The sequence below is a fragment of the Chryseobacterium sp. GP-SGM7 genome (genome assembly GCF_049166575.1).
GTDB lineage: Bacteria > Bacteroidota > Bacteroidia > Flavobacteriales > Weeksellaceae > Chryseobacterium.
This window is the reverse complement of the sequence record NZ_JBMHFF010000003.1, coordinates 253,057-275,768: the sequence shown is the minus strand read 5'-3', so window position 1 is coordinate 275,768 and position 22,712 is coordinate 253,057. Positions and strand designations below refer to the sequence as shown.

18 protein-coding genes and 1 pseudogene are annotated in these 22,712 nt (G+C 33.9%); 11 read left to right on the top strand and 8 right to left on the bottom strand.

Translation table 11 applies throughout. The annotated features are described in order from the left end of the window. The first annotated feature begins 129 nt into the window (after positions 1–129). From fbp to ACOOWA_RS13660, 5 genes and pseudogenes are all read left to right on the top strand, one after another. Positions 130–1,146 (top strand): class 1 fructose-bisphosphatase, encoded by a 1,017-nt coding sequence (gene fbp / locus ACOOWA_RS13680; protein ID WP_421376010.1) that lies wholly within the window; start codon positions 130–132, stop codon positions 1,144–1,146. Continuing rightward, positions 1,146–2,159, top strand: coding sequence for an o-succinylbenzoate synthase (locus tag ACOOWA_RS13675; protein ID WP_421376008.1), 1,014 nt, complete (start codon positions 1,146–1,148; stop codon positions 2,157–2,159). Before fbp ends, ACOOWA_RS13675 begins: the two co-directional genes overlap by 1 nt. Before the next feature lie 224 nt (positions 2,160–2,383). After that, positions 2,384–4,057 (top strand): glutamine--tRNA ligase/YqeY domain fusion protein, encoded by a 1,674-nt coding sequence (locus ACOOWA_RS13670; RefSeq protein ID WP_421376006.1) that lies wholly within the window; start codon positions 2,384–2,386, stop codon positions 4,055–4,057. A gap of 233 nt (positions 4,058–4,290) precedes the next feature. Further along, positions 4,291–5,458: pseudogene (locus ACOOWA_RS13665) on the top strand (MFS transporter). Positions 5,459–5,573: 115 nt separating this feature from the next. Further along, complete coding sequence (locus ACOOWA_RS13660) at positions 5,574–7,604, top strand: TonB-dependent receptor (protein ID WP_421376005.1); 2,031 nt, start codon at positions 5,574–5,576, stop codon at positions 7,602–7,604. Between the two features lie 6 nt (positions 7,605–7,610). On the opposite strand, the gene ACOOWA_RS13655 is transcribed toward ACOOWA_RS13660, so the two are convergent. Together ACOOWA_RS13655 and ACOOWA_RS13650 are read right to left on the bottom strand one after the other, a co-directional pair. Then, on the bottom strand, positions 7,611–8,603 hold the full coding sequence (locus ACOOWA_RS13655) for a S41 family peptidase (protein WP_421376003.1): 993 nt from the start codon (positions 8,601–8,603) through the stop codon (positions 7,611–7,613). A 57-nt stretch (positions 8,604–8,660) separates the two neighbouring features. Beyond that, positions 8,661–9,626 (bottom strand): YpdA family putative bacillithiol disulfide reductase, encoded by a 966-nt coding sequence (locus tag ACOOWA_RS13650; protein ID WP_421376001.1) that lies wholly within the window; start codon positions 9,624–9,626, stop codon positions 8,661–8,663. Between the two features lie 316 nt (positions 9,627–9,942). On the opposite strand from ACOOWA_RS13650, the gene ACOOWA_RS13645 reads away from it, so the two are divergent. Then, entirely contained in the window at positions 9,943–10,578 is a 636-nt protein-coding gene (locus ACOOWA_RS13645; RefSeq protein WP_421375999.1) for a hypothetical protein, read from the top strand. On the opposite strand, the gene ACOOWA_RS13640 is transcribed toward ACOOWA_RS13645, so the two are convergent. The 6 genes from ACOOWA_RS13640 to ACOOWA_RS13615 all read right to left on the bottom strand — a co-directional run bounded on the left by ACOOWA_RS13640 (position 10,579) and on the right by ACOOWA_RS13615 (position 17,441). Further along, complete coding sequence (locus ACOOWA_RS13640; protein WP_421375998.1) at positions 10,579–11,871, bottom strand: glycosyl transferase family 1; 1,293 nt, start codon at positions 11,869–11,871, stop codon at positions 10,579–10,581. A gap of 121 nt (positions 11,872–11,992) precedes the next feature. Next, positions 11,993–14,533, bottom strand: a complete 2,541-nt coding sequence (locus ACOOWA_RS13635; RefSeq protein ID WP_421375997.1) for a YfhO family protein — start codon at positions 14,531–14,533, stop codon at positions 11,993–11,995. A 204-nt stretch (positions 14,534–14,737) separates the two neighbouring features. Beyond that, positions 14,738–14,965 carry a hypothetical protein gene (locus ACOOWA_RS13630; protein WP_421375996.1) on the bottom strand — a complete coding sequence of 76 codons (228 nt, stop codon included), beginning with the start codon at positions 14,963–14,965 and terminating at the stop codon, positions 14,738–14,740. Positions 14,966–15,037: 72 nt separating this feature from the next. After that, on the bottom strand, positions 15,038–16,084 hold the full coding sequence (locus ACOOWA_RS13625) for a DUF6263 family protein (protein WP_421375995.1): 1,047 nt from the start codon (positions 16,082–16,084) through the stop codon (positions 15,038–15,040). Positions 16,085–16,106: 22 nt separating this feature from the next. After that, a complete protein-coding gene (rlmB, locus tag ACOOWA_RS13620; protein ID WP_421375994.1) occupies positions 16,107–16,847 on the bottom strand; it encodes a 23S rRNA (guanosine(2251)-2'-O)-methyltransferase RlmB in 741 nt (246 codons plus the stop codon). A gap of 120 nt (positions 16,848–16,967) precedes the next feature. After that, on the bottom strand, positions 16,968–17,441 hold the full coding sequence (locus ACOOWA_RS13615) for a DinB family protein (protein ID WP_421375993.1): 474 nt from the start codon (positions 17,439–17,441) through the stop codon (positions 16,968–16,970). A 251-nt stretch (positions 17,442–17,692) separates the two neighbouring features. On the opposite strand from ACOOWA_RS13615, the gene ACOOWA_RS13610 reads away from it, so the two are divergent. From ACOOWA_RS13610 to ACOOWA_RS13590, 5 genes are all read left to right on the top strand, one after another. Beyond that, positions 17,693–18,697 (top strand): AAA family ATPase, encoded by a 1,005-nt coding sequence (locus tag ACOOWA_RS13610; protein WP_421375992.1) that lies wholly within the window; start codon positions 17,693–17,695, stop codon positions 18,695–18,697. A 100-nt stretch (positions 18,698–18,797) separates the two neighbouring features. Then, positions 18,798–19,661, top strand: coding sequence for a DUF58 domain-containing protein (locus ACOOWA_RS13605; RefSeq protein WP_421375990.1), 864 nt, complete (start codon positions 18,798–18,800; stop codon positions 19,659–19,661). Between the two features lie 73 nt (positions 19,662–19,734). Next, positions 19,735–20,637 carry a BatD family protein gene (locus tag ACOOWA_RS13600; protein ID WP_421375989.1) on the top strand — a complete coding sequence of 301 codons (903 nt, stop codon included), beginning with the start codon at positions 19,735–19,737 and terminating at the stop codon, positions 20,635–20,637. Continuing rightward, positions 20,630–21,622: a VWA domain-containing protein gene (locus ACOOWA_RS13595; RefSeq protein ID WP_421375987.1), complete on the top strand. Its 993-nt coding sequence runs from the start codon at positions 20,630–20,632 to the stop codon at positions 21,620–21,622. Before ACOOWA_RS13600 ends, ACOOWA_RS13595 begins: the two co-directional genes overlap by 8 nt. Next, positions 21,622–22,629 (top strand): VWA domain-containing protein, encoded by a 1,008-nt coding sequence (locus ACOOWA_RS13590; protein WP_421375986.1) that lies wholly within the window; start codon positions 21,622–21,624, stop codon positions 22,627–22,629. Before ACOOWA_RS13595 ends, ACOOWA_RS13590 begins: the two co-directional genes overlap by 1 nt. Positions 22,630–22,712 lie beyond the last annotated feature (83 nt).

The following is a 22,712-nucleotide window of genomic DNA, read 5'->3' as shown; positions in this document are numbered from 1 at the left end:
AAATTTATACTTATCATCAGTTTTGTAGTTTATATAGTATTGATTATTAATAGTTAAAGTCTATTTTGATATTTATTTCCAGGTTAGGATAAATTTTACGAAATTTGGGAAAAGTGTAAAAAGAAAATTATGTCAGATCAGTCATTACAAACTTTAGGAGAATTTCTTATTGATAAGCAGGAAGATTTCCAGTATTCTACAGGTGAATTTTCTCGTCTTCTGAGTGCAATAAGATTAGCTTCAAAAGTAGTAAACAGAGAAGTAAATAAAGCAGGAATTGTAGATATTACAGGTGCTGCAGGAAATCAGAATATTCAGGGAGAAGAACAGCAAAAGCTGGATGTCATTGCGAATGATATATTTATTACCGCATTATCTCAGAGAGAAGTTGTCTGCGGTATTGCTTCTGAAGAGAACGACGATTTTATCGACATTAAATGTGGTGAAAACGGTCATCTGAGCAAATATGTAGTTTTAATCGATCCTCTTGATGGTTCTTCAAACATTGATGTAAACGTTTCTGTGGGAACTATTTTCTCAATTTACAGAAGAGTTACAGAACCTGGAACTCCGGTTCAGCTTGAAGATTTCTTACAAAAAGGAATTAACCAGATTGCTGCAGGTTATGTTATTTACGGGTCTTCTACAATGATTGTTTACACTACCGGAAACGGGGTAAACGGATTTACACTTGATCCGTCTCTAGGAACATATTATCTTTCGCATCCGAATATGACTTTCCCAAGAACGGGAAAAATTTATTCAATCAACGAAGGGAATTACATTAAATTTCCGCAAGGGGTAAAAAATTACCTTAAATATTGTCAGATGGAAGAAGGCGATCGTCCTTATACATCAAGATATATTGGTTCTTTGGTTGCCGATTTTCACAGAAATATGTTGAAAGGAGGTATTTATATTTACCCATCATACGGTCAGTCTCCAAACGGAAAATTGAGATTATTGTACGAATGTAATCCAATGGCATTTTTGGCTGAGCAAGCTGGTGGAAAAGCCACAGACGGATTCAGAAGAATTATGGAAGTTGAGCCGACTGAGCTTCACCAAAGAATTCCTTTTTTCGCAGGAAGCATCGATATGGTTGAAAAAGCTGAAGAATTTATGCGAATTGACAGCGTAAAATAATGACAGCAAAATATTACAAATATTTATTAAAATTCAAACGCCCGAGTGGAACATCTCGCGGCGTTTTGCTTGAAAAAGAGACTTTTATTCTCGAAGTTTTTAATGATAATAAAAATGGGGTAGGGGAGTGTGCTATTTTCAGAGGGTTGAGTTTTGATGACAGACTCGATTATGAAGAAAAACTGAAATGGCTTTGTGAAAATATCAGCCAAAATTCTGACTATTTAAAAGAAGAATTAAAAGAGTTTCCATCAATCTGGTTTGGCTATGAACAGGCGGTTTTAAATCTTAAAAATGGCGGAAATATTTTTTTTCCAAGTGAATTTACTGATGAAAAAGTTCCAATCATCATTAATGGATTGATCTGGATGGGAAATATTGATTTCATGGAAGAACAGATTCAGGAAAAACTGAATCAGGGTTTTCATTGTATCAAATTAAAAATAGGAGTCGATTGGCAATCGGAACATCAAATTCTTCAAAAATTAAGACAAAAATTTTCAAAAAATCAACTTGAACTTCGGGTGGATGCAAATGGAGGTTTTACTAAAGATGAAGCTAAAATTGTTTTGCAGCAACTGGCAGATTTAGATATTCATTCAATCGAGCAGCCTATCAGAGCTGGAAACTGGAACGATATGGCAGAACTGTGTGCTGAAACTCCAACTCCGATTGCTTTGGATGAAGAATTGATCGGAATTATTAATTTAGAAGAAAAGAAAAATCTTTTAGAAACGATTAAGCCACAATATATTATTTTGAAGCCGGCTTTGGTTGGAGGTTTTTCAGGATCTGATGAATGGATATCTCTAGCTGAACGTAATAATATTGAATGGTGGATTACATCTGCTTTAGAAAGCAATATTGGTTTGAATGCAATTGCACAATATACCTTCACAAAAAAAAATAAAATGCCCCAAGGTTTGGGAACCGGAAGCTTATTTACCAATAATTTTAAGAGCTGTTTGGAAATTGATGGCGAAAAACTTTTTTATAAAACTTTAAGTGATTAAATTACACCGTCAATAAAGATGGCTTTCTTAATATATTCAAGAATATATGAAAGCTGTTTTTTTATCTGTTTCATGGCAATTTGATGTTTAATTTTTCTGATGTAAATATCGTTAATTAATTTCAATTCTGTGTGAATTTTGTATTAAATTATTATTTTCATACCATCTTAAATTTTCCTAAATTTGCAAATTGTCGGTGAACACGATATTTAAAGCGAATTTTAATGGAAGAAGAAAAAAAATCACTCAATTTTATCGAGCAAATTATAGAAGATGATTTGGCAAACGGGATGACTCGAGATCAGATCCGTTTTCGTTTTCCGCCTGAACCAAACGGTTATCTGCATGTAGGTCATACTAAAGCGATCTGCATCAACTTTGGTTTGGGTGAAAAATACAATGCTCCCGTAAACCTTCGTTTCGACGATACAAATCCTGAAAAAGAAGAGCAGGAATTTGTAGATTCTATCATGAAAGACGTTGAATGGCTAGGTTTCAAATGGGATAAAGTTTTGTACGCATCCGATTACTTCCAGCAGCTTTACGATTGGGCAGTTCAGTTGATTAAAGAGGGAAAAGCTTACGTTGATGAGCAACCGTCTGAAGTGATTACCGAACAAAGGAAAAATCCGGCAGAACCGGGCGTTGAATCTCCATTTAGAAATCGTCCTGTTGAAGAGTCTTTAGATTTATTCGAAAAGATGAAAGACGGGAAATTTGAAAGTGGTTCAATGTCTCTTCGTGCAAAAATCGACATGGTTTCACCCAATATGAATATGCGTGATCCTGTGATGTACAGAATTTTGAATAAACCTCACCACAGAACCGGTACCGACTGGAAAATTTATCCGATGTACGACTGGGCACATGGCGAATCTGATTATATCGAACAAATTTCTCACTCGCTGTGCTCTTTGGAGTTTGAAAACCACAGACCGTTGTACAACTGGTATTTAGACCAGGTGTACGAAGAAGGTACCGTGAAAAACAAACAGAGAGAATTTGCGAGAATGAACGTTTCTTACATGATTACTTCCAAAAGAAAACTACAAAGGCTTATCGCTGAAAATGTAGTAAACGGTTGGGATGATCCGAGAATGCCAACGATTTCGGGAATGAGAAGAAAAGGTTTCACTGCCAATGCGATCAGAAATTTCATTGATAAAGTTGGAGTTGCAAAAAGAGAAAATTTAATTGAAATTCAGTTATTGGATTTCTGCGTCCGTGAAGATTTAAACAAAGTTGCAAAACGTGTGATGGCAGTTGTAGATCCTATTAAATTAGTCATTGAAAACTATCCGGATGGTCAGGAAGAATGGTTAACCACGGAAAATAATAACGAACAGGAAGATGCGGGAACAAGAGAAATTCCGTTTTCAAGAGAATTATATATTGAGCGTGAAGATTTTAAGGAAGAAGCAGGAAACAAGTTCTTCAGACTAAGATTAGGAGGCGAAGTCCGTTTAAAATCTGCTTACATCATCAAAGGTGAAAGAGTAGAGAAGGACGAAAATGGAGAAATTACCACAATTTACGCTTCTTACGACGAAAAATCAAAATCAGGAAGTGGAACTGAGGAGAGTTTAAGAAAAGTAAAAGGAACGATTCACTGGGTTTCTGCAAAACATGCAATTCCGTTGGAAATAAGAAATTACGAGAAATTATTTACCGTGGAACAGCCTGATGCTGAGAAAGATGTAGATTTCTTAAATTTCATTAATCCTGAATCAGTCAATATAATTAAAGGATTTGGTGAGCCAAGCTTAAAAGATGTGGCAGTTGGAGAACCTCTTCAATTCCAGAGAATTGGCTATTTTACTAAAGATCAGGATTCTACAGATACAAATTTTGTATTCAACAGAACTGTAACGTTAAAAGACTCTTATAAGCCGGAGTAAAGATTTATTTATATCAATAAATGAAACAGGGCTTAATTTTTTAAGTCCTGTTTTTTTTGTTTTAAACACCAAAGGCACAAAATTTATCACAAATGTAACAAATCAAAATTGTGCTATTCGTGAAAAAAATTAGTGCTATTCGTGTTTAAAAAACATTAATTAAAAATTAAAATATTGTGAAAATAATAAACATATATACAAATTCATTCAAAGGGCTTTCCCAGGAAAGCTGGATGCTTGCGTTGGTCATGCTTATCAACCGTGCAGGGTCAATGGTACTTCCGTTTTTGGGAGTTTATATGACTGCACATTTAAAATTCAGCATCGAACATACAGGTATTGTGCTTAGCTTTTTTGGAATAGGTTCGGTAATAGGTTCATGGCTAGGCGGATTTATTACCGATAGAATAGGCGAATATAAAGTGCAATATCTCAGCTTATTATTAAGTGTTCCGTTGTTTTGTTTAATTCCCATTTTCAAAACAGAAGTTGGCGTTGCTGCTATTATTTTAATGCAAAGCATTGTAAGTGACGCATTTCGACCTGCAAATTCGGTGGCGATTACAAAATATGCGAAGCCTGAAAATATTACAAGAGCCTTTTCTTTAAACCGAATGGCTGTTAATTTGGGATTCTCTGTTGGGCCTGCTTTAGGTGGGATTTTGTCTGCCATTTCGTACGATTTTTTGTTTTACTCCAATGCTTTAGCAGCATTATCAGCCGGAATTTTATATATTATTTTCTTCAGAAAACGTAACAAATTAGCCAAATTAAAAGCAAGAAAAGTGAGTGAAATTATTAAAATAAAAAAAGAAAATTCACCATATCGTGATGGTAAATTTTTAATATACTGTTTTTTATGTATGCTGTTTGCGATCTGTTTTTTCCAGTTATTTAGTACTTTGACTATTTTTTATAAAGACACTGCACACTTAAGCCAGCAAAATATCGGTTACCTTTTAGGTTACAGCGGATTTATTGTTGTTTTTACTTGAAATGGGATTGGTGCAGATTGCCGAAAAGTATTTGAATTTAGCCAAAACCATGTTTTTTGGAACTTTTATTTGCGGACTTTCTTATGCCATGCTGGGTTTTAATTACAGCATTTTAACGTTAGTGGTTTCGATGACTTTGTTATCAGTCGGAGAAATCTGGGCATTGCCGTTTATGTCGACTATTACTGCTTTACGATCTGGCAAAAACAACAAAGGCGCATATATGGGTTTAAACGGAATTTCGTTTTCCATCGCATTTATTGTAACTCCTTATCTGGGAACTTTAATTGCAGATAAATTAGGCTTTACCATTTTATGGATTGGAATCGGAGTTGCCGCAACTGCAATTGCTGTCGCATTTTACTTTGTTGTTCCATGGATGATTAAAGACAGTAATGAGATTTAGATTAAAAATTATAAGTAGTAATCAACCTTGTCAGGATTCGAAACTGGCAAGGTTTTTTATACCACAAAATCATATTTCATGCATAAAGAGTACAATTTTTGCATAGCCTGTTACAATGAAAAAAATCTACTCAATTCTTTCTGTTTTTTCAATTTCAATTTTATTTTCTCAAAAAAGAGATTCTGCAACTTTAATTTCAGAAGTCAGAATTGATGCTTATAAAAAACCAACCGCTTTTATCAATTCTACAAAATCAGTTGCTGTCGTTTCTGAAAATTTACTCAATCAAAATACTCCTGAAAGGATGCTCGAATCCATCAATCAGATTGCAGGAGCCAGGATGGAAGAACGTTCGCCGGGAAGTTATAGAATTTCCCTTCGCGGAAGCACTTTAAGATCACCTTTCGGAGTTCGCAATGTGAAAGTTTACCTCGATGATTTTATTTTGTCTGATGCGTCGGGAAACACTTATTTTAATGTAGTTTCACCTGAATTAATAGACAGAATGGAAATTTATAAAGGTCCGGAAAGTGGAGATTACGGAGCGGTGACAGGCGGAACGGTACTTTTAAAAACAAAAAGTTCAGACAATCTCTCTGTAAATTTATCAACAGGAAGCTATGGAGCTTTCAACCAGAGCCTTGATTATTCAAAGCAAATCGGAAGGCATTTTTTTGAGGTTTTTCAGAATTATTATCAGACGGATTCGTACCGGGAACAGTCAAAAGTTCAGCGTAAACAAATTTTTCTCAAAGACAATTTCCAATATTCCAAAAAAGGTTTGTTGAAGGCTATGCTGATGTATTCTGATCTGGATTATCAAACTCCGGGCGGTCTTACTTTAGAACAGATGAATTTCAACAGAAAGCAGGCCAGACCAAAAACGGCTACACTTCCGGGAGCTTTGGAGCAAGATGCAGGAATAAGAAATAAAATGATTTTGGCAGGAGTTTCCAACGAATACCAGTTTAATCAAAATTTCTCTCATTTTATTTTGCTTCAAGGCTCTTATGTAGATTTTGAAAACCCTTTTATTACCAATTTTGAGAATCGTTTTGAGAAAAATTTTGCTTTGAGAACCCATTTTAATTATGAGAAAAAATGGGACAAAATTTCTTTGGCTTATCGATTGGGTTTCGAAGGCGGAATTAATGATATTTTGATTAAAAATTACGATAACAATAAGGGAATTGAAGGGAATCCTCAGAATTTTGATCAACTTAAAAATACTTCAGGATTTTATTTTCTTTCTCAAAAATTGAACTTTAATGAAAGACTGTTTACCGATATTTCCATCAGTTTAAATTCAAATTCTTACGAATGGGAAAGGTTTTTTCCACAAACAGAAACCGGAAATATTCAATTTAAAGATCAATGGCTTCCCAATTTTGGAGTTACCTATCTGTTAGGAAATGGCTTTTCGACAAGAGCTAAAATTGGAAAAGGCAATTCTGCACCTACGAGCGAAGAAATCCGTTCTTCAACACAGCAATTTAATCAAAATCTAAGCCCGGAATACGGTTGGAATAAAGAAATAGGTATCAGAAAGCAGTTTGGTAACTCTATTTTCGTTGAAGCTGGTTATTTTGATTTTAGAATGAAAGATGCGATTGTGAGAAGGCAAAATGAAGCCGGACAGGAATTTTTCGTCAATTCCGGCGAAACGGTTCAGAAAGGTTTGGAAGTACTTCTGGAATCTAAAAATTTCAGTCTGAAAAATAAAGTATTCAGCAATTTCAAATTCAGATTTACAGGAAGTTTTTATGATTTTACATTTAAAAATTATCAGCAAAACCAAAACAATTTTTCAGGAAATGATTTAACAGGAGTTCCGCAGACTACAATAAACAGTTTGTTGAACTTTACTTTCTTTAAGAAATTAAATATAGATTATTCTCATTTTTACACTTCAAAAACCCCTTTGAATGATGCCAATTCAGTCTGGTCGGAATCGAATTTAATCGGAAATATTCAGTTTAGATTTCCAGTAGATTTTGAAAAAACAAGCGTGAATTTATATGTTCAGATTCAGAATTTGTATAATGAAGAATATGCTTTAGGTTTCGATATCAACGCATTCGGAAACCGTTATTACAACCCTGCAGCAAGACGAAATTTTGTGTTGGGAATGAAAATTGATTTTTAATTACTGCTATTTTTTATCAATAAATTCAAATGCTTTTTTCAGGTAAGCTTCATTAGATTTTGCTTCATCTGTCGATTTTTCGATGGGGATATTAGGTGTAATTCCTTCTCCTATTTTCGTGTATTCTTTACCGGTTCTGTCAACGATATTTCCGATGGTAAGTACAAGAAAAGATCCGTCGGATAATTTGTACTCCTGATTTCCGGATGTTAAACCCTGGGTATTTGTTCCGATAATTTTAGCGTTTTTCTGACCTACAAATGCTGCAGTGATAAATTCAGCTGAACTTCCGGTAACTTTATTTACCAATATCGCGACTGGTTTTTTTACAGGTTTTGGTTCTTTTTGTGTCAGCTGAAATAACTGTGTTGCTGTAGAACCTTCATAAAATTTACCTTTTTTATAATTATAGTATTCAATTTGACCTTCCGCATCTTTTGTACCTACTACATTTTTATTGTCTAAAAACGGTGCAATAGCAGCATACATTGGGTAAAGCATTCCTCCGAAGTTTCCTCTCAAATCAATAATCCAACCTTTTGGATTGTGCTTTTGAAGATTATTTACCTTAGCGTAAAAAGTATTGATGTATAAATTCCAATCACCTTTGTTGAATGATCCTATATCTGGTAAACTGATGTAAGCATATTTATTTTCAATAAGTTCACTTTTGATTACGGGAAATTTCTGTCCGGTAGCTTTATAGCCTAAAGTATATGCTTTTACTACATTTTCGGGATAAAAATTAGAATGAGAATCATTTAAAGAGCTTAAAGCATTTTTTATTGCAGGATAAGTTTCTTTAATCGTTTTGGCGCTCGAAGATTCTGCCAGAGTTGTACTATATATATTTTCCCAATTTAGCTTTCCTTTATTGACAGATTTATTTTTCATAATCTTTAACGCCTGAGTAACATAAACTTTAATGCTGTCTGACTGTGCGAAAGTGTTAACTGAAAAAAAAATAGTAAATAGAGCGATTGTAATTAGCTTTTTCATAGTAGAGATTTAACTTTTAAAATTAAAACTATTTTATGATTAAATTTTTCCTAAATGCTAATTTTTGGAAAGAATATCCTCCACAATTATTTTTGCATGAATTCTGGAGTTTTCTATAAACCAGAGATGCGTATCTTTTCCGCCGCAAACTACGCCTGCCAAATATAAATTCGGGACATTGGTTTCCATTGTTTCTTTATTATAAAATGGTTGTAAACAATCTCCCTGTAAGTCAATTCCGGAATTTTTCAGGAAATCAAAATCGGGAAGATATCCCGTCATCGCTAAAACAAAATCATTTTCAATCTCATTAATTTTACCATTTTCATCTTTAAAAATCACCGAATTTTCTTTAATTTCAATCAGTTCAGAATTAAAATGAGCGGTAATATTTCCTTCGGCAATTCTGTTCTCAATATCAGGTTTCACCCAGTATTTTACATTAGGAGCAATCTCTGAATTCCGAATGATCATTGTTACTTCTGCGCCTTTTCGATATGTTTCTAAAGCTGCATCCACAGAAGAATTGCTAGACCCTATCACAACGATTTTCTGTTTGGCGTAAGGATAAGGTTCTGTATAATAATGTCCTACTTTTTCAAGATTTTCACCTGAAACTTTCATCAGATTCGGAATGTCATAAAATCCTGTTGAGATGATTACATTTTTTGCAAAATATTTTGATTTTGAAGTTTCAATTTGGAAAATATCTTCATCCTTGGAAACTTCTAAAACTTTTTCATAAAGATTAATATTGATGTTTTTCTGTCTCGCAATTCCCTGGTAATATTCCAAAGCATCTTGTCTGCCTGGTTTTGGTGCTGTTGTAATAAATGGTATTTCATCAATTTCAAGCTTATCGGCAGTAGAAAAGAACTTCATATATAAAGGATAATTGTACAGAGAATTAACAATCGTTCCTTTTTCAATAATTAAATAATTGAGATTGTTTTTCTTAGCTTCGAGCGCACAGTTCAAACCAATCGGCCCCGCTCCGATAATGAGAATATCTAAAATTTCCATATATCAAAAATACTAAAAAGCCTTTAGGAATAAGCTCTGAGAAATACATAAAAAAGCAATGGTTTTGATTATTGATCTCTATTAACTTAAATCATAAGACCATATTTCAATTGCAGTAATATTTTTAAAATAATTTTCTTTTTAATTTCTAATCAAAATAAACTTGTTAATGTTCAGAATATCAAATAATTAAAGGGTTGTAGTGAAACTTCATAAATTGATTTTATAGAGTTTGTAGGCTGAATGTTTTTAATTGCTTAAAGTTGAAAAAAAATTAAACTGGCATTCCTTTTGAACTTTTCCGTAAAATTTTATAATGAAAAAAGTTTTTGCAATGGCTTTTATTTTGGCAATCCTGTCATGCGACAAAAAGCAGGATAAAAGCCCGACCGTCTCTACAGATAACCTTAAAAGATCAAATGAAAGAAGCGAAACCAAAAAAGATTCTTTTTCAACAGAAGTTGCATTGAAGAAGACTAATGACGAGTTGCTGCAGGCTTTGAAAGTAAATTACTACGACGTTTTTGCTAATTATATTCATCCTCAAAAAGGAGTTCGGTTTTCGATGTACGCATTTGTTAATAAAAATGAAGATAAACATTTTACCAAAGCCGATTTCCAGAAATATTTCCCTACAAAAACTGTTTTCACTTGGGGATCTCGAGATGGTTCTGGCGAAATTTACAAAGCAACTGTCGATCAATATATGAAAAACTGGCTGTTCAAAAAAGATTTTACCAAATCAGAATATTCATTCAATAAATTTCTTGGTGGAGGAAATTCTCTTAATAATCTGAAAGAAATATATCCTGATACCAATTTTACAGAAAATTACATTTCCGGCTCAGAAAAAAATGGTGGAACGGATTGGAATGCACTTCGTTTTGTCTTTGAAGAATTTGAAGGGAAATATTACGTCGTTGCAGTAATTAATGATGAATGGACGATTTAGTTATAAAATTTCAGAAAGTTGTTTCGTTAAATTCCTTCTTGAAAATTGTTCAATATTTTTTGTGTTTTCTAGAAGATTTGCATTTTTCCAAAGTTCAAATTTCTCCAAAATAAAATCTTCAATTTCTTTGGAATCATTATACCCAAAGTGCTTTCCTGCTTTTGTTTCATCCAAAATTTTCGAAACATCAGCTTCATTAGGTCCGAAAGAAATAATCTGTTTTCCTGTCGCCAAATACTCAAATATTTTTCCGGGAATAATTCCTTTTGAAGAATCGTTGGGGAAATTGGTAATCAATAAAAGCGAAGAATTTGCCATTTCGTCAACTGCTTTGTCGTGTGAAACGTAGCCAAGATTCAAAATATGATTTTTTAAACTTGAATTTTCAATTGTATCCAGAATTTTATCATCAATTCTTCCAACAAATTTTAATTTAAAATTTTCATAAAAATCTGAATTAGTTTTAACCAGATTATGCAAAACTTTCCAAAGGTTTTCAGGATTTCTTAGTTGTTCTAAAACACCAATATAGCTTAGAGTAAAGTAGGTTTGAGAATTTTGATGTTTTAACGTTTTAGAGTGGGAATCTGATTCATCAAAACCATTGGTTATACAAAAGGCATTGGCTCCGTTTTTACGGAAATTTTCTGCATCGGTGTAACTTGTTGCCAACGTTATATCAGCATTTTTAAAAACTTCGCTTTCCAGAAAACGGTGTTTTTTATCTGATCGGTTGGTTAGCTTCAAATGTTTGTAATAGGAAATTTCCGTCCATGGATCTCGGAAATCGGCAATCCATTTCACATTGGGCATTGTTTTTTTTAAATTTAAACCAATCAGATGCATGGAATGGGGCGGTCCCGATGTAACAATCGTTTCAATCTTATTTTCCTTTAGATATTTTTCAAGAAATTCTGTGGAAGGTTTTACCCAAAAAACTCTCGCATCGGGAATGAAAAAATTTCCTCTTACCCAAATTGAAAGTTTAGATTTCCAGCTTTGATTTTTCCCCACATCAAATTGTCCCGCTTTAAACTTTTTATTGCTTTTATTAAGTTTTTCAGCCAGTTGATAAGGCTCCCAGATTTTGGTTCTTACAATTTCTAAATCTTCAGGAACGTCTTTCATCAGACTTTCATCCAGCAAAGGATAACTCGGATTTTCCGGAGTGTAAATGATGGGTTTCCAGCCAAATTCTGGAAGGTATTTTGCAAACTTTAACCATCGCTGAACTCCCGGTCCTCCTGCAGGTGGCCAGTAATACGTGATGATTAGGATTTTTCTTGATTCCATGAAATTAAAATTCAGAATAATAAAATAAAAAAACTTAACTTCTTAACTCAGACCTCAATGTTTTAATTACCATTAAGATTTAATTTAAGAAGTTAAGAATATTAAGTTTTAGCTTCGCTTCTTAGATTTTTTCTTCAATTAAAACAGTCTCTTTTCTTTTTTTAGTAAGCCAGAAAATTCCAAAACCACTCAATGCAATAAATAATCCGAAACAAAACATAGAAATCCATTTTCCTGTTTCGATTACTTGTGGCTCAAAAATCATTTTGATATTGTGATTTCCGGCAGGAACGTGAACTGCACGAAGTAAATAATCTGCTTTAATGTACGGAACTTCTTTTTCATCAATCATCACCTTCCAGCCATGAGGATAATACACTTCAGAGAAAACTGCCAATTGCGGCGTTTTCGACTGAGATTTGAATTCCAATTCATTAGCTTCATATTTTGTCAGGCTGATCGTTGCTGTGGAATCTGCCTGAACTTGTTTATTGTTGAAATAAGATTTGTCAGAAACGTTGATTACCGCTGTTTTTTTGCTGTCAATTTCTCCGATAGACTTGATTTCTTCATTCGGAGTGTTTACAAATTTCAAATCGCTAACAAACCACGCATTTCCGTTAGCTTTTGGATTTGGAACAACTTGCGGTTCTTGCGGATTACCAAAAATCATGTATTTTGTGTTCAGCAAATTCAAAATTTTCGGTGTTTTTACACTGTCGGGTTGTACGATATATTCGTTCAGTAAATCGTCATATCTTCTCAGTTTTACGGCATGATAACCTCCGATTGATGATTTAAAATACGACGTGTTGGTTTCGCTGGTAGTCCCTAAAACCTGATTGTAAATTCTGTAATGTTTTTTATCTCTTTCAGCAATTGTTTCCAAAGTTTTGTTGACCGGAATACTTGCTAAAATGGATTGTAAATTGGCATTATCACCTACTTTTTCAGCTAAATAATCTGATCCTTCAGTTTGGAATGGGTTTTCAGCAAAGATCTTATCAACATAATTGTCATCGTTTAAATAACGTTTATTAACGGTCCAAAGATCAAATAAACTTACAGCTCCAATGATAAGTAAAGCGATGTTTTGATTTAATTTTTGTTTTAAAGCGAAGAACAAGACAGCTACAGTGATTCCTACATACAATAATGCTTTGATGGCATCTGTTCTGAACATACTGAAACGCTCATCGACCAAATAATCCAACAGGAAAGGCGGTAAATACAATTGCTCATTGTCTGTAGAAAAACCTAAAATTGATTTTCCGAAAACAATCAAAATTAATGTTAAGCCTAAAGTTCCGCCTCCTACATAAGTAAGGATTTTCTTTTTGTAATCTTCATCAAGATGTTCACTTTTAAAGAATCTGTATAATCCGATTATTGCAATTAACGGAAATAACAATTCTACAACCACCAGAATAGAAGATGGCGCTCTGAATTTGCTATAAAACGGAACAAAGTCAATAAATAAATCGGACAAGAACATAAAGTTACTTCCCCACGCCAATAAAATCGTCAGAATTGTCGCTCCTAAAATCCAGTAACGGTATTTTTTTGGAGCAAAAAAGAATCCTAAAAGTGCCAGGAAACACACAATTGCCCCTTGATAAGCAGGTCCTGAAGTTCCGGGTTGGTCTCCCCAATAAGTTAAGCTTCCAAATCCTTTTGAAATTCTGTTATATTCAGCCTGAGAAGTTACGTTATCCTGAACGAGTTGCTGCACTTTTTCCATCATTGCAGCACCTTCCGGTTCCTGACTTCCGCCTCCCATTAATCTTGGAATGAATAGGTTTAAAGTTTCCAGCCTTCCGTAGCTCCACATCAGGATACTTTCTTTATCCATCCCGGAATTGCCGGCTTTGTGACTGTCATTGGTTAAGATTTGCTTTCCTCTTACCGTTTCTTTAATGTACTCAGAATTTGCCATGATTCGCTGAGAATTCATCCCAACTCCGATAATTAAAGCGCTTGCAATAATTCCTGATGAAATCAAAAAATGTTTCATCGGAATGATCTTTTTCACAGCTCTTATTAATTCAGATATAAATAAAAATCCGAGTCCTAAGAACAGATAATACGTCATTTGTGGGTGGTTTGCTGCAATTTGCAACCCGAAGAAAAGTGTGGTTACAATAAAACCGATAACGTATTTTTTTCGGATATAAACCAGTAAAATTCCGGCTAAAAGTGGTGCGAAATATTCTATCGTGTTCACTTTTCCGTTGTGTCCTGCCGCAATAATGATATAGAAATAAGTGGAAAGTCCGAAAAATGTGGCTCCTAAAAGGGCATATTTCCAGTTTCGAACGGCAACCATTCCCAAAAGAAAAAATCCGGAAAATAATAAAAACAGATAATTAACCGGTCTTGGCAAAATATTCAGATAGCTGTCTAGTTTTTTGATAATATCCCCTTCGAAACGGCTTCCCATTTGGTAAGTTGGCATTCCGCCAAACATAGAGTCACTCCAATAAGTTTCTTTATTAAAATTTTCTCTGTAATCAATAAGCTCTTTTGCACCGCCCCGATATTGAACGATGTCGTGCTGAAAAAGCTGTTTTCCTGTAAAGACAGGAGTAGAATATAAAAATGCTAAAACTAAAAATGCAATCAGAGAAACTGCAATATATATTAAGTTTTTGTTTTTTGCCATCTTGGTTATTAAGTAGATTATTTAATTTGAGTAGGTAAAGCTTCGAAGTTTTTTAACAGTTGATTTTTAATCATTAAGAATTTATCATTCTTCGTAAATAAGATTTTTAAGTTTTGCCAAAGGCAAATTAAACTTAAGAATTTGCATGATTGATGGGTCTTAATTCATCTTTAAAACTGAAAAATCTTAATGTTTAAATTAAAATTACCTTTTTTCTTTTACCTCTTCATAGTCCACAGTTTCTGCGTCCCATTTTACTTTTTTCTCAATATTCACTTTTGAATCTTTCGTTTCCTGCTGCTGATTATTGTTGGGTTTAAATCCCATAAATTTATAAAACTTGTTAAAGAAAATTCTCTTCAGAATATTCCAGACAAAAAATATAACAATGGTGGCGAGAACGATCTCAAAAATTCCTTTGATAAAAGACATATTACTTTTGATTTAATAATTCAAAGTTAAACATTTCAGAAATTTAGCTCTGAAACTTTCTAACTCCACAATTTATTTTGCAGAAGGATTTACCATCACAGAAGAATTGGAAACACTTTTCATTGACTGTGACTGTTTCCCGTCTGAAATTGTTTCTACCTGAGTGGTTTTCACACTAATGTTCTGATTATTGATCCAACCTGTATTTTGGTCAAATTTGATGGTTCCGTTCTGAGCCAATTCGCTGCTGATGCTGTGCGTCATTTCTCCCTGAGATTTTTTCTCTTCTTTTTTGGGAATTCCTCCGGCAATTGAAATTTCTACAATTCCGTTTCCTGCACTTTTCAAAGTATAGTTTGAAGTGACTTTAATTTTTCCGGCTTCGTCAGCATTTTCAGAAGTTGTCCATTTTTCACCGATTTTTGCTCCTTTTTTAGGAAGTACAGAAAGGTTTTTTTCAAACTGATCTTTCAGAACTTTTTCGTTGAAACTTTGTTTAAGGCTTGCTACCACACTTGCTCTTTGGTTTGCATCTTTTACAATGTCTTTTAAAGCGTTTGAAATTTTTGTATAAATAGCGTCAAATCCGGTGATCGAAACTACATTACCTTTCATATCCATCTGCATGTTTAGCTTATTTCCGGTAAGTGCTTTGTTGACGTTCCAGATCATTTTAAGCTCATCTTCTTTAGGAATCGGGAGTTTTGTATCTACAATTACCGTTTTTCCCTGCGAAGACTGAGAATTTCTTTTTCCGATCAAATTAATGGTCATATCGTAAATATTCCCTTTGATATCATTCACTGTGAAACTCATTTCATCAGTAGATTCGCTGGTTCCGTTCATGGTTTTCCCTTGAGGATCGGTCATTGTTTTTGTATCTCTCTGATAAGTAGTCAAAGGATAGGTTTTCCCTTTTTCAAGCTTAAAAGTCTGTTTAAAAATGCCCAAAGAATCTTTGATTGCCGCATCTGCTTTTACTTCTTTTACAGAATCTGCAGGAACTTCTACGGTGATTGTTTTTCCTGTTTTAGGATCGATTTTTGTAACAGTCGTTGTTTCTTTTTTACATGAAACCAAGGCTATCGAGATAAGCGCTAAAGCTGCTATATTTTTCATTAATTTGTCTTAAATATTAAAATTAAATTTTTGTGATTTTCTGTCTCATGGCTTCGTATAATATTGCTCCGCAAGCAACAGAAACGTTTAGAGACTGAGTTTTTCCTTCAATCGGAAGTTTTATTTTTTCGTCTGAATGATGCAGAACTTCTTTAGAAATTCCTGTTTCTTCATTTCCCATAACGATGGCACAAGGTTCGGTAAAACTCACATCGTATATCAATTTTTGAGCCTTTTCGGTTGCTGAAAACACAGAAATGCCGCTTTGCTGTAAAAAATCAACAACATGAGCCAGATTAGGTTCTTTACAGATCTTAATATTATACATTGCTCCGGCTGAAGTTTTGATGGCATCAGAATTTACAGGTGCACCTCCTTTTTCAGGAATTACGATTGCGTCAATTCCTACGCATTCTGCCGTTCTGCAGATTGCCCCAAAATTTCTCACATCCGTTAATCTATCCAAAATCAAAATAAATGGAGTTTTTCCCTGTTCGAATAATTCCGGAACAATATTTTCGATTCTGTGAAATGGGACATTAGAAATAAAAGCAACGACACCTTGATGGTTTTTTCTGGTAAAACGGTTAAGTTTTTCTACCGGAACAAAGTTGGGACGGATTTTATTTTTCGCTAAAATAGCTTTCAGTTCAGCATAGATTTCTCCCTGCAATGCATTTTGCACAAAAATTTTGTCAATAGTTTTTCCAGCTTCAATAGCTTCCAATACGGGACGAAGCCCAAAAATAAAATCGTCTTTCATTGATTTGTCATAAATTATATAGTGAATGGTCAATCGTCAATTTTTCTTCGAAAATCAATTTTAATTATGTTTAAAAATTCACAATTAACTTTTGACTTGCAAAGCAAAATTCACAAAAAACTATCTTCCTTTTTCTCCTAAAATTGCTCGTTTCTGCGCCATCGCATAGCCATAATGCAGACTTTCGTGCATGTTGTTAAAAATAATGGCATCCTGAATACTTTTCAGATCCATCCCGAAACTTGTCGTGTAAGGCGTGTAATCTGAAAAGAAATCACTGTCAAAATCCTTCATTAAAGTTTTTGAAGTTTCAGTCAATAAGAACTCTAAATCTTCAACCTCAGATTTTTGTACATTAAGATTGGGTAAAGTTCCTTTTTTGTAAGTTTCAATCCAATATTTATCAATTCGGAACGTATTTCCGCTCAGGTAATAATGCAGTAATTGCTGTGTAGCAACAGTGTGTGCAATATTCCAGTAAATATTATTATTAAAACCATCCGGAATCAGCAAAAGGTCTTCATGAGAAGTATTTTGCAGAATACCTAAAAGGTTTTTTCTTACCTGTCGGTGAGCTTGAAAATGATAATTCATTTTGCAATATTTTAATCTTCAAAAATAGTTTAATAAACTGAAAATGACAATTAATGACTGCTTCAATGATCGAAAATTTATAGATTTTTATGAAATTAAATAATTCATCAGCAAAGTTTTAAGAAAACAACGATTGATAACTCCATATCCATACTGGAATATTTAACAAACTTTAACTCAAATATGGCATTAATTGTGTTGATTAGTGCAAGTATTTATCAGAAATTTACCCATTATTTTAATTCAAGCTAATGTCAGATTCATATCAAGCAGAAGACATCCGTCAACTTACCGAAAAGGTAAAAGAACAGAACTTTTTTTTCAACCTTTTGAGACAGGAAATCAATAAAGCAATTGTTGGTCAACATTACATGATTGATCGTCTTTTGATTGGTCTTTTGGGGAGTGGTCACGTTCTTTTGGAGGGTGTTCCAGGTTTGGCAAAAACTTTAGCGATAAAGACTTTGGCAGAAGCTGTTCACGGAGATTTTTCGAGAATACAGTTTACTCCGGATTTGCTTCCTGCGGATGTGGTGGGAACAATGATTTACAACATTAAAGAAAACGATTTTTCGATAAAAAGAGGACCCGTTTTTGCGAATTTCGTCTTGGCAGATGAGATTAACAGAGCTCCGGCAAAAGTACAGTCTGCTCTTTTGGAAGTGATGCAGGAAAAACAAGTGACCATCGGTGATGAAACGATGTCTTTACCAAAACCGTTTTTGGTTTTAGCCACTCAAAATCCGATCGACCAAGAAGGGACTTATCTTTTACCAGAAGCGCAAAGCGACCGTTTTATGCTGAAATGTAAGATCGATTATCCTGAATTTGAAGATGAAAGAAAGGTCATGAGAATGGTTTCAACTTCACATCAGCCTGAAATTAAGCAGGTAATTTCTTTACAGAATATTGTTGAAGCGAAATCAATTGTTAATCAAATCTATTTAGATGAAAAAATAGAGAAATATATTCTGGATATGGTTTTTGCAACCCGATATCCTGAAAAATACGGACTTTCTGAACTGAAAAATTACATCAGTTTTGGTGCTTCACCGAGAGCATCCATTAACTTGGCGATTGCATCGAGAGCTCATGCATTTTTGAAAGGAAGAGCTTTTGTGATTCCTGAAGATGTAAAAGCTTTAGCGCAGGATGTTTTGAGACACAGAGTAGGACTGACCTTTGAAGCGGAAGCTGAAGAAATTTCATCTGAAGAAATTGTAAACAGAATTTTAGCAAAAATACAGGCACCCTAATTAATGTAACAATCTACCAATGAAGTAGTTTACCGATTTTTAAATTGCCGCATTGATCACTGTTGTATTCCTACATTGTTAAATTGGTCTATTTGAAACCATGCAGATAAAAGATATTGTAAAAAAAGTCAAGCAAATAGAAATTCGTACCAGAAGGAAATCGGAGGCTACTTTGATGGGGCAGTATCACAGTGCTTTTAAAGGACAGGGAATGACGTTCGCAGAAGTTCGTCCTTATCAGTTTGGTGACGAAATCCGTAGAATTGACTGGAATAAAACTGCGCGTTTCCGAGAACCGTTTGTAAAAGTAATGGAAGAGGAGCGTGAATTGACGATGATGATTTTGGTTGATATTTCTGCTTCGATGGATTATGGAACAAAAACTCAGCTGAAAAAAGAATATGTTGCTGAAATTGCAGCAAGCTTAGGATTTTCGGCAGCCGGAAATAATGATAAGGTAGGTTTGATTTTGTTTGCGGATAAGGTTTATAAAGTGATTCCGCCGGAAAAAGGCAGAAAGCATATTTTATCAATGGTGAGCCAGATTTTAACAGCAGATTACGTTCCGGCAGTTTCTAAAATTGATAAAGCTTTAGAATACATGATGGGAATTTTCAAAAGAAAATCTCTTGTTTTTTTACTTTCGGATTTTGAAGATGATTATGACTCTAAAATTTTAAAAGTAACATCAAAAAAACATCAGTTGCTCGGAATGAGAATTTATGATGAAAAAGACAATGAAATTCCTGACGTAGGTTACGCACTTTTAAATGATGCTGAAACCGGAAAACAAGTTTGGGTAAACACATCCAGCGCAAGATGGAGATATACTTTTGCTGAGGCTCAAAAACAAAAGCAGAAACATTTGGAAGAAGATTTTGCCAATTCGTCAGCAGAGTTTATGAATATTAATACTGGTGAAGATTACTCAAAATTATTATACAATTATTTTCAGAGAAAATAAAATATTCAATAGTAGCGGACTTTAGTCCGCTTTAAATGATAAAACAAAAATAGGCTTTAGCCAAAACTTATTATTGAAATTGAAAAAAATATTCTTTTTACTTTCTTTTTTTATCTGTGTAAATGCTTTTTCACAGCTGCTTTCATCAAATCTTGAGAAAAAAACTCTTGCTTTGGGAGAAGTCGATCATCTGGTTATTAAAATTGATAACCTAAAGAGTAATGCTGTAATTACAGCTCCCAAAAATGAGTTGTTGCCTTTTCATTTTGAAGAAATTAAAGACAGCATCGGGATTACAGCCAATACTTATGAGAGAAGAATAGAATTTGCGGTTTATGAGGAAGGAACTTTTAAAATTCCCGAACTTGAATTTAAAGTGGGTCAAAAAATTTTAAAAACAATTCCTTACGAGATTGAGGTGATCAACACAGCAAAGAAAGAAGATCAGATTAACGATATTATGAATAATAAAGAAGTTGATCTGGAAGTAACTGATTACTGGCAACTTTACAAATGGTATCTTTTGGCAGTGATTACTTTTGTTTGTCTGGTTATTGCGGTTGTGATGATTGTGAAATACGGACGAAAAAGCAAAGATTCTCCGGTTGTTGCAACCAATCAGACTTTGAAAGAGCTTGATAATTTAAAAAAGAAAAAATATATCGAAGAAGGAAATTACCGTTTGTTTTATGTTGAATTAATAGATATTTCCAGAAAATTTATTACTAAACAGTATAGAATTCCTGCGGATGTTTTGCTGACAGATGATTTGATTGTTTTAATGAAAGAAAATAACACAATTTCTCAGGACAACGAAAAAATTGTGGAAGATGTATTTTTAAGAGGTGATTTGGTGAAATTTGCCAAAACTTTCCCGGATAAAGATGTAATGGAAAAAGATTTTGCAGAAATAAGAGGTTTTGTGCAGCGTTCTTCCAAGGATATAGAATTTGAAAACCTGAGAAAAGATGTTTGATTTTGAATTTTTCAGTCCGTGGTTTTTTCTGTTGTTCCTGGTTTTTATTCCGCTTTTAATCAGAGATTTTAAGAGAAGCAAAAAAAAGGGTATAAAAGTTCCTACGACGAATAATATGAATGGCAATAATGGTATTTTGCCTGTACTTTTTTTACTGAAAATTTCAAAATATATTATTCTTTCTGCGTTGATTATTGCAATAGCAAGACCGAGAACTTTTTCGGTTTCTCAGGACAGAGATGAGACTAAAGGAATTGATATTATGCTTGCTGTAGATGTTTCTCTCAGTATGTTTGCGAAAGATTTTACTCCGGATCGGTATGCAGTTCTTCAAAAAATTGCCTTAGATTTTATTAATAAACGCCCGAATGACAGATTTGGATTGGTAAATTATAAACTGGAAGCTTTTCTAAAAGTTCCTTTAACGTTTGATCATGATGCTGTAAAATATGAGATCGAAAATCTGAATCAACGTGAAATGATTGACGGAACTTCTGTTGGTGATGGTTTGGCGGTTGCTGTGAATCATTTAATGAAAAGCAAGGCAAAGAGCAAAATTGTGATTTTAATGACAGATGGGGTAAATACTCCTATAAACGGTCTTTTCCCTCCACAATTGGCCGCAGTTCTGGCGAAAGATAACAATATCAAAGTCTATTGCATTGGCATTGGAACAAACGGATATGCTCTGATGCCGGTAAGTACCGATCGATTTGGGTTGATTTATGCTGAGCAGCCGGTTTCAATTGATACCAATATGCTTGAAGAAATTGCTGCAACAACAGGAGGCAAATATTACAGAGCAGATTCGGAGGATAAACTGCAGGAAATTTATTCCGAAATCAATAAACTGGAAAAAACAGATATTAATATTTCAAAGCTCTATAACTATCGGGAATATTTTAAAATTTTTCTTTGGATTGCATTAGGAATGCTGGTTTTTGATGCCATATTGCGTTGGGTACTTTATAAATTTTTAAGCTGATGAATTGGTATTTAGGAAATAATTGGTATTTATTGTTATTGCTGCTTCTGCCGCTGTTATCGTTTTTTCTTATTCGTTTTTTACGCTGGAGAAAAAAGAAACGAGAACTTTTTGCAGACTCAAAGTTTCATGAGGTTTTATTTGAAAAAAATTCTGGATTTTTGAGAATATTTCCTGTGCTTTATTTTACAGCAACTCTTTTTCTGATATTTTCAATTATTGATCTTCTGAATGGTTCTGAAAAAATAGAGACCGATCAGAAAATGAATAATGTAATATTTATGATGGATGTTTCCAATTCTATGAATGCGGAAGATATCAGTCCGGATCGCTTGACTCAGGCTAAAAATCTGATAATTAATACCATTCACGAACTTAAAAATGATAAAATAGGGATTGTTATTTTTGCAGGTGAAGCGGTTTCCATCATGCCATTAACAACAGACTACGGTTCGGTAGAGACTTATATTTCAGATTTGCAGACGAAAGATATTACAATTCAGGGAACAGATTTTCTTCAGGCAATGGAAGTTGCAGTCACAAAATTTAAAAATGTAAATAAAGGTTCCAGAAAAGTAGTTTTAATCAGCGATGGCGAAGATAACGAAGGGAATGATAATCCTGCAATAAGACTGGCAAATCGGGAAGGTATAGCGATCACTTCGGTGGGGGTTGGTTCTGATGAAGGTGCACCCATTCCTATTTATGATTTGGGACAATTGGTTGGCTATCATTTTGATCAGAACGGCGAAACAGTTGTTTCCAAAAGGCAGACCGAAGCTTTGAAAAAAATGGCAGAATCTACCGGCGGAAATTATATTGACGGAAATAATATGAACGATGCCCCAAAAAGAATTGCAGAAGATATTAATAAGAAAGTTTCAGATACCCATACGATAGTAAATTCTCAGAATGCCAATCATTATTATCAGTACTTTTTAGGAGTTTCTTTATTTTTCTTTTTAATGATTTTTCTTTTTAATCCCAAAAGAGATTTTAATGTCTGAAAAAATTAATTTCCTATTTCCTACCTCACAGACTTTAACCCAACTTTAACAAATAAGACGCTGTTTATTAACATATAAAGGGA

What these genes read in the sequence shown, in the direction of transcription:
- fbp (WP_421376010.1), top strand. Translation starts at nt 130, where the DNA reads ATGTCAGATCAGTCATTACAAACTTTAGGAGAATTTCTTATTGATAAG.
- ACOOWA_RS13655 (WP_421376003.1), bottom strand. Translation starts at nt 8,603, where the DNA reads ATGAAAAAGCTAATTACAATCGCTCTATTTACTATTTTTTTTTCAGTT.
- ACOOWA_RS13650 (WP_421376001.1), bottom strand. Translation starts at nt 9,626, where the DNA reads ATGGAAATTTTAGATATTCTCATTATCGGAGCGGGGCCGATTGGTTTG.
- ACOOWA_RS13590 (WP_421375986.1), top strand. Translation starts at nt 21,622, where the DNA reads ATGAATTGGTATTTAGGAAATAATTGGTATTTATTGTTATTGCTGCTT.
- ACOOWA_RS13615 (WP_421375993.1), bottom strand. Translation starts at nt 17,441, where the DNA reads ATGAATTATCATTTTCAAGCTCACCGACAGGTAAGAAAAAACCTTTTA.
- rlmB (WP_421375994.1), bottom strand. Translation starts at nt 16,847, where the DNA reads ATGAAAGACGATTTTATTTTTGGGCTTCGTCCCGTATTGGAAGCTATT.
- ACOOWA_RS13640 (WP_421375998.1), bottom strand. Translation starts at nt 11,871, where the DNA reads ATGGAATCAAGAAAAATCCTAATCATCACGTATTACTGGCCACCTGCA.
- ACOOWA_RS13610 (WP_421375992.1), top strand. Translation starts at nt 17,693, where the DNA reads ATGTCAGATTCATATCAAGCAGAAGACATCCGTCAACTTACCGAAAAG.
- ACOOWA_RS13645 (WP_421375999.1), top strand. Translation starts at nt 9,943, where the DNA reads ATGAAAAAAGTTTTTGCAATGGCTTTTATTTTGGCAATCCTGTCATGC.
- ACOOWA_RS13660 (WP_421376005.1), top strand. Translation starts at nt 5,574, where the DNA reads ATGAAAAAAATCTACTCAATTCTTTCTGTTTTTTCAATTTCAATTTTA.
- ACOOWA_RS13630 (WP_421375996.1), bottom strand. Translation starts at nt 14,965, where the DNA reads ATGTCTTTTATCAAAGGAATTTTTGAGATCGTTCTCGCCACCATTGTT.
- ACOOWA_RS13635 (WP_421375997.1), bottom strand. Translation starts at nt 14,533, where the DNA reads ATGGCAAAAAACAAAAACTTAATATATATTGCAGTTTCTCTGATTGCA.
- ACOOWA_RS13670 (WP_421376006.1), top strand. Translation starts at nt 2,384, where the DNA reads ATGGAAGAAGAAAAAAAATCACTCAATTTTATCGAGCAAATTATAGAA.
- ACOOWA_RS13605 (WP_421375990.1), top strand. Translation starts at nt 18,798, where the DNA reads ATGCAGATAAAAGATATTGTAAAAAAAGTCAAGCAAATAGAAATTCGT.
- ACOOWA_RS13625 (WP_421375995.1), bottom strand. Translation starts at nt 16,084, where the DNA reads ATGAAAAATATAGCAGCTTTAGCGCTTATCTCGATAGCCTTGGTTTCA.
- ACOOWA_RS13675 (WP_421376008.1), top strand. Translation starts at nt 1,146, where the DNA reads ATGACAGCAAAATATTACAAATATTTATTAAAATTCAAACGCCCGAGT.
- ACOOWA_RS13595 (WP_421375987.1), top strand. Translation starts at nt 20,630, where the DNA reads ATGTTTGATTTTGAATTTTTCAGTCCGTGGTTTTTTCTGTTGTTCCTG.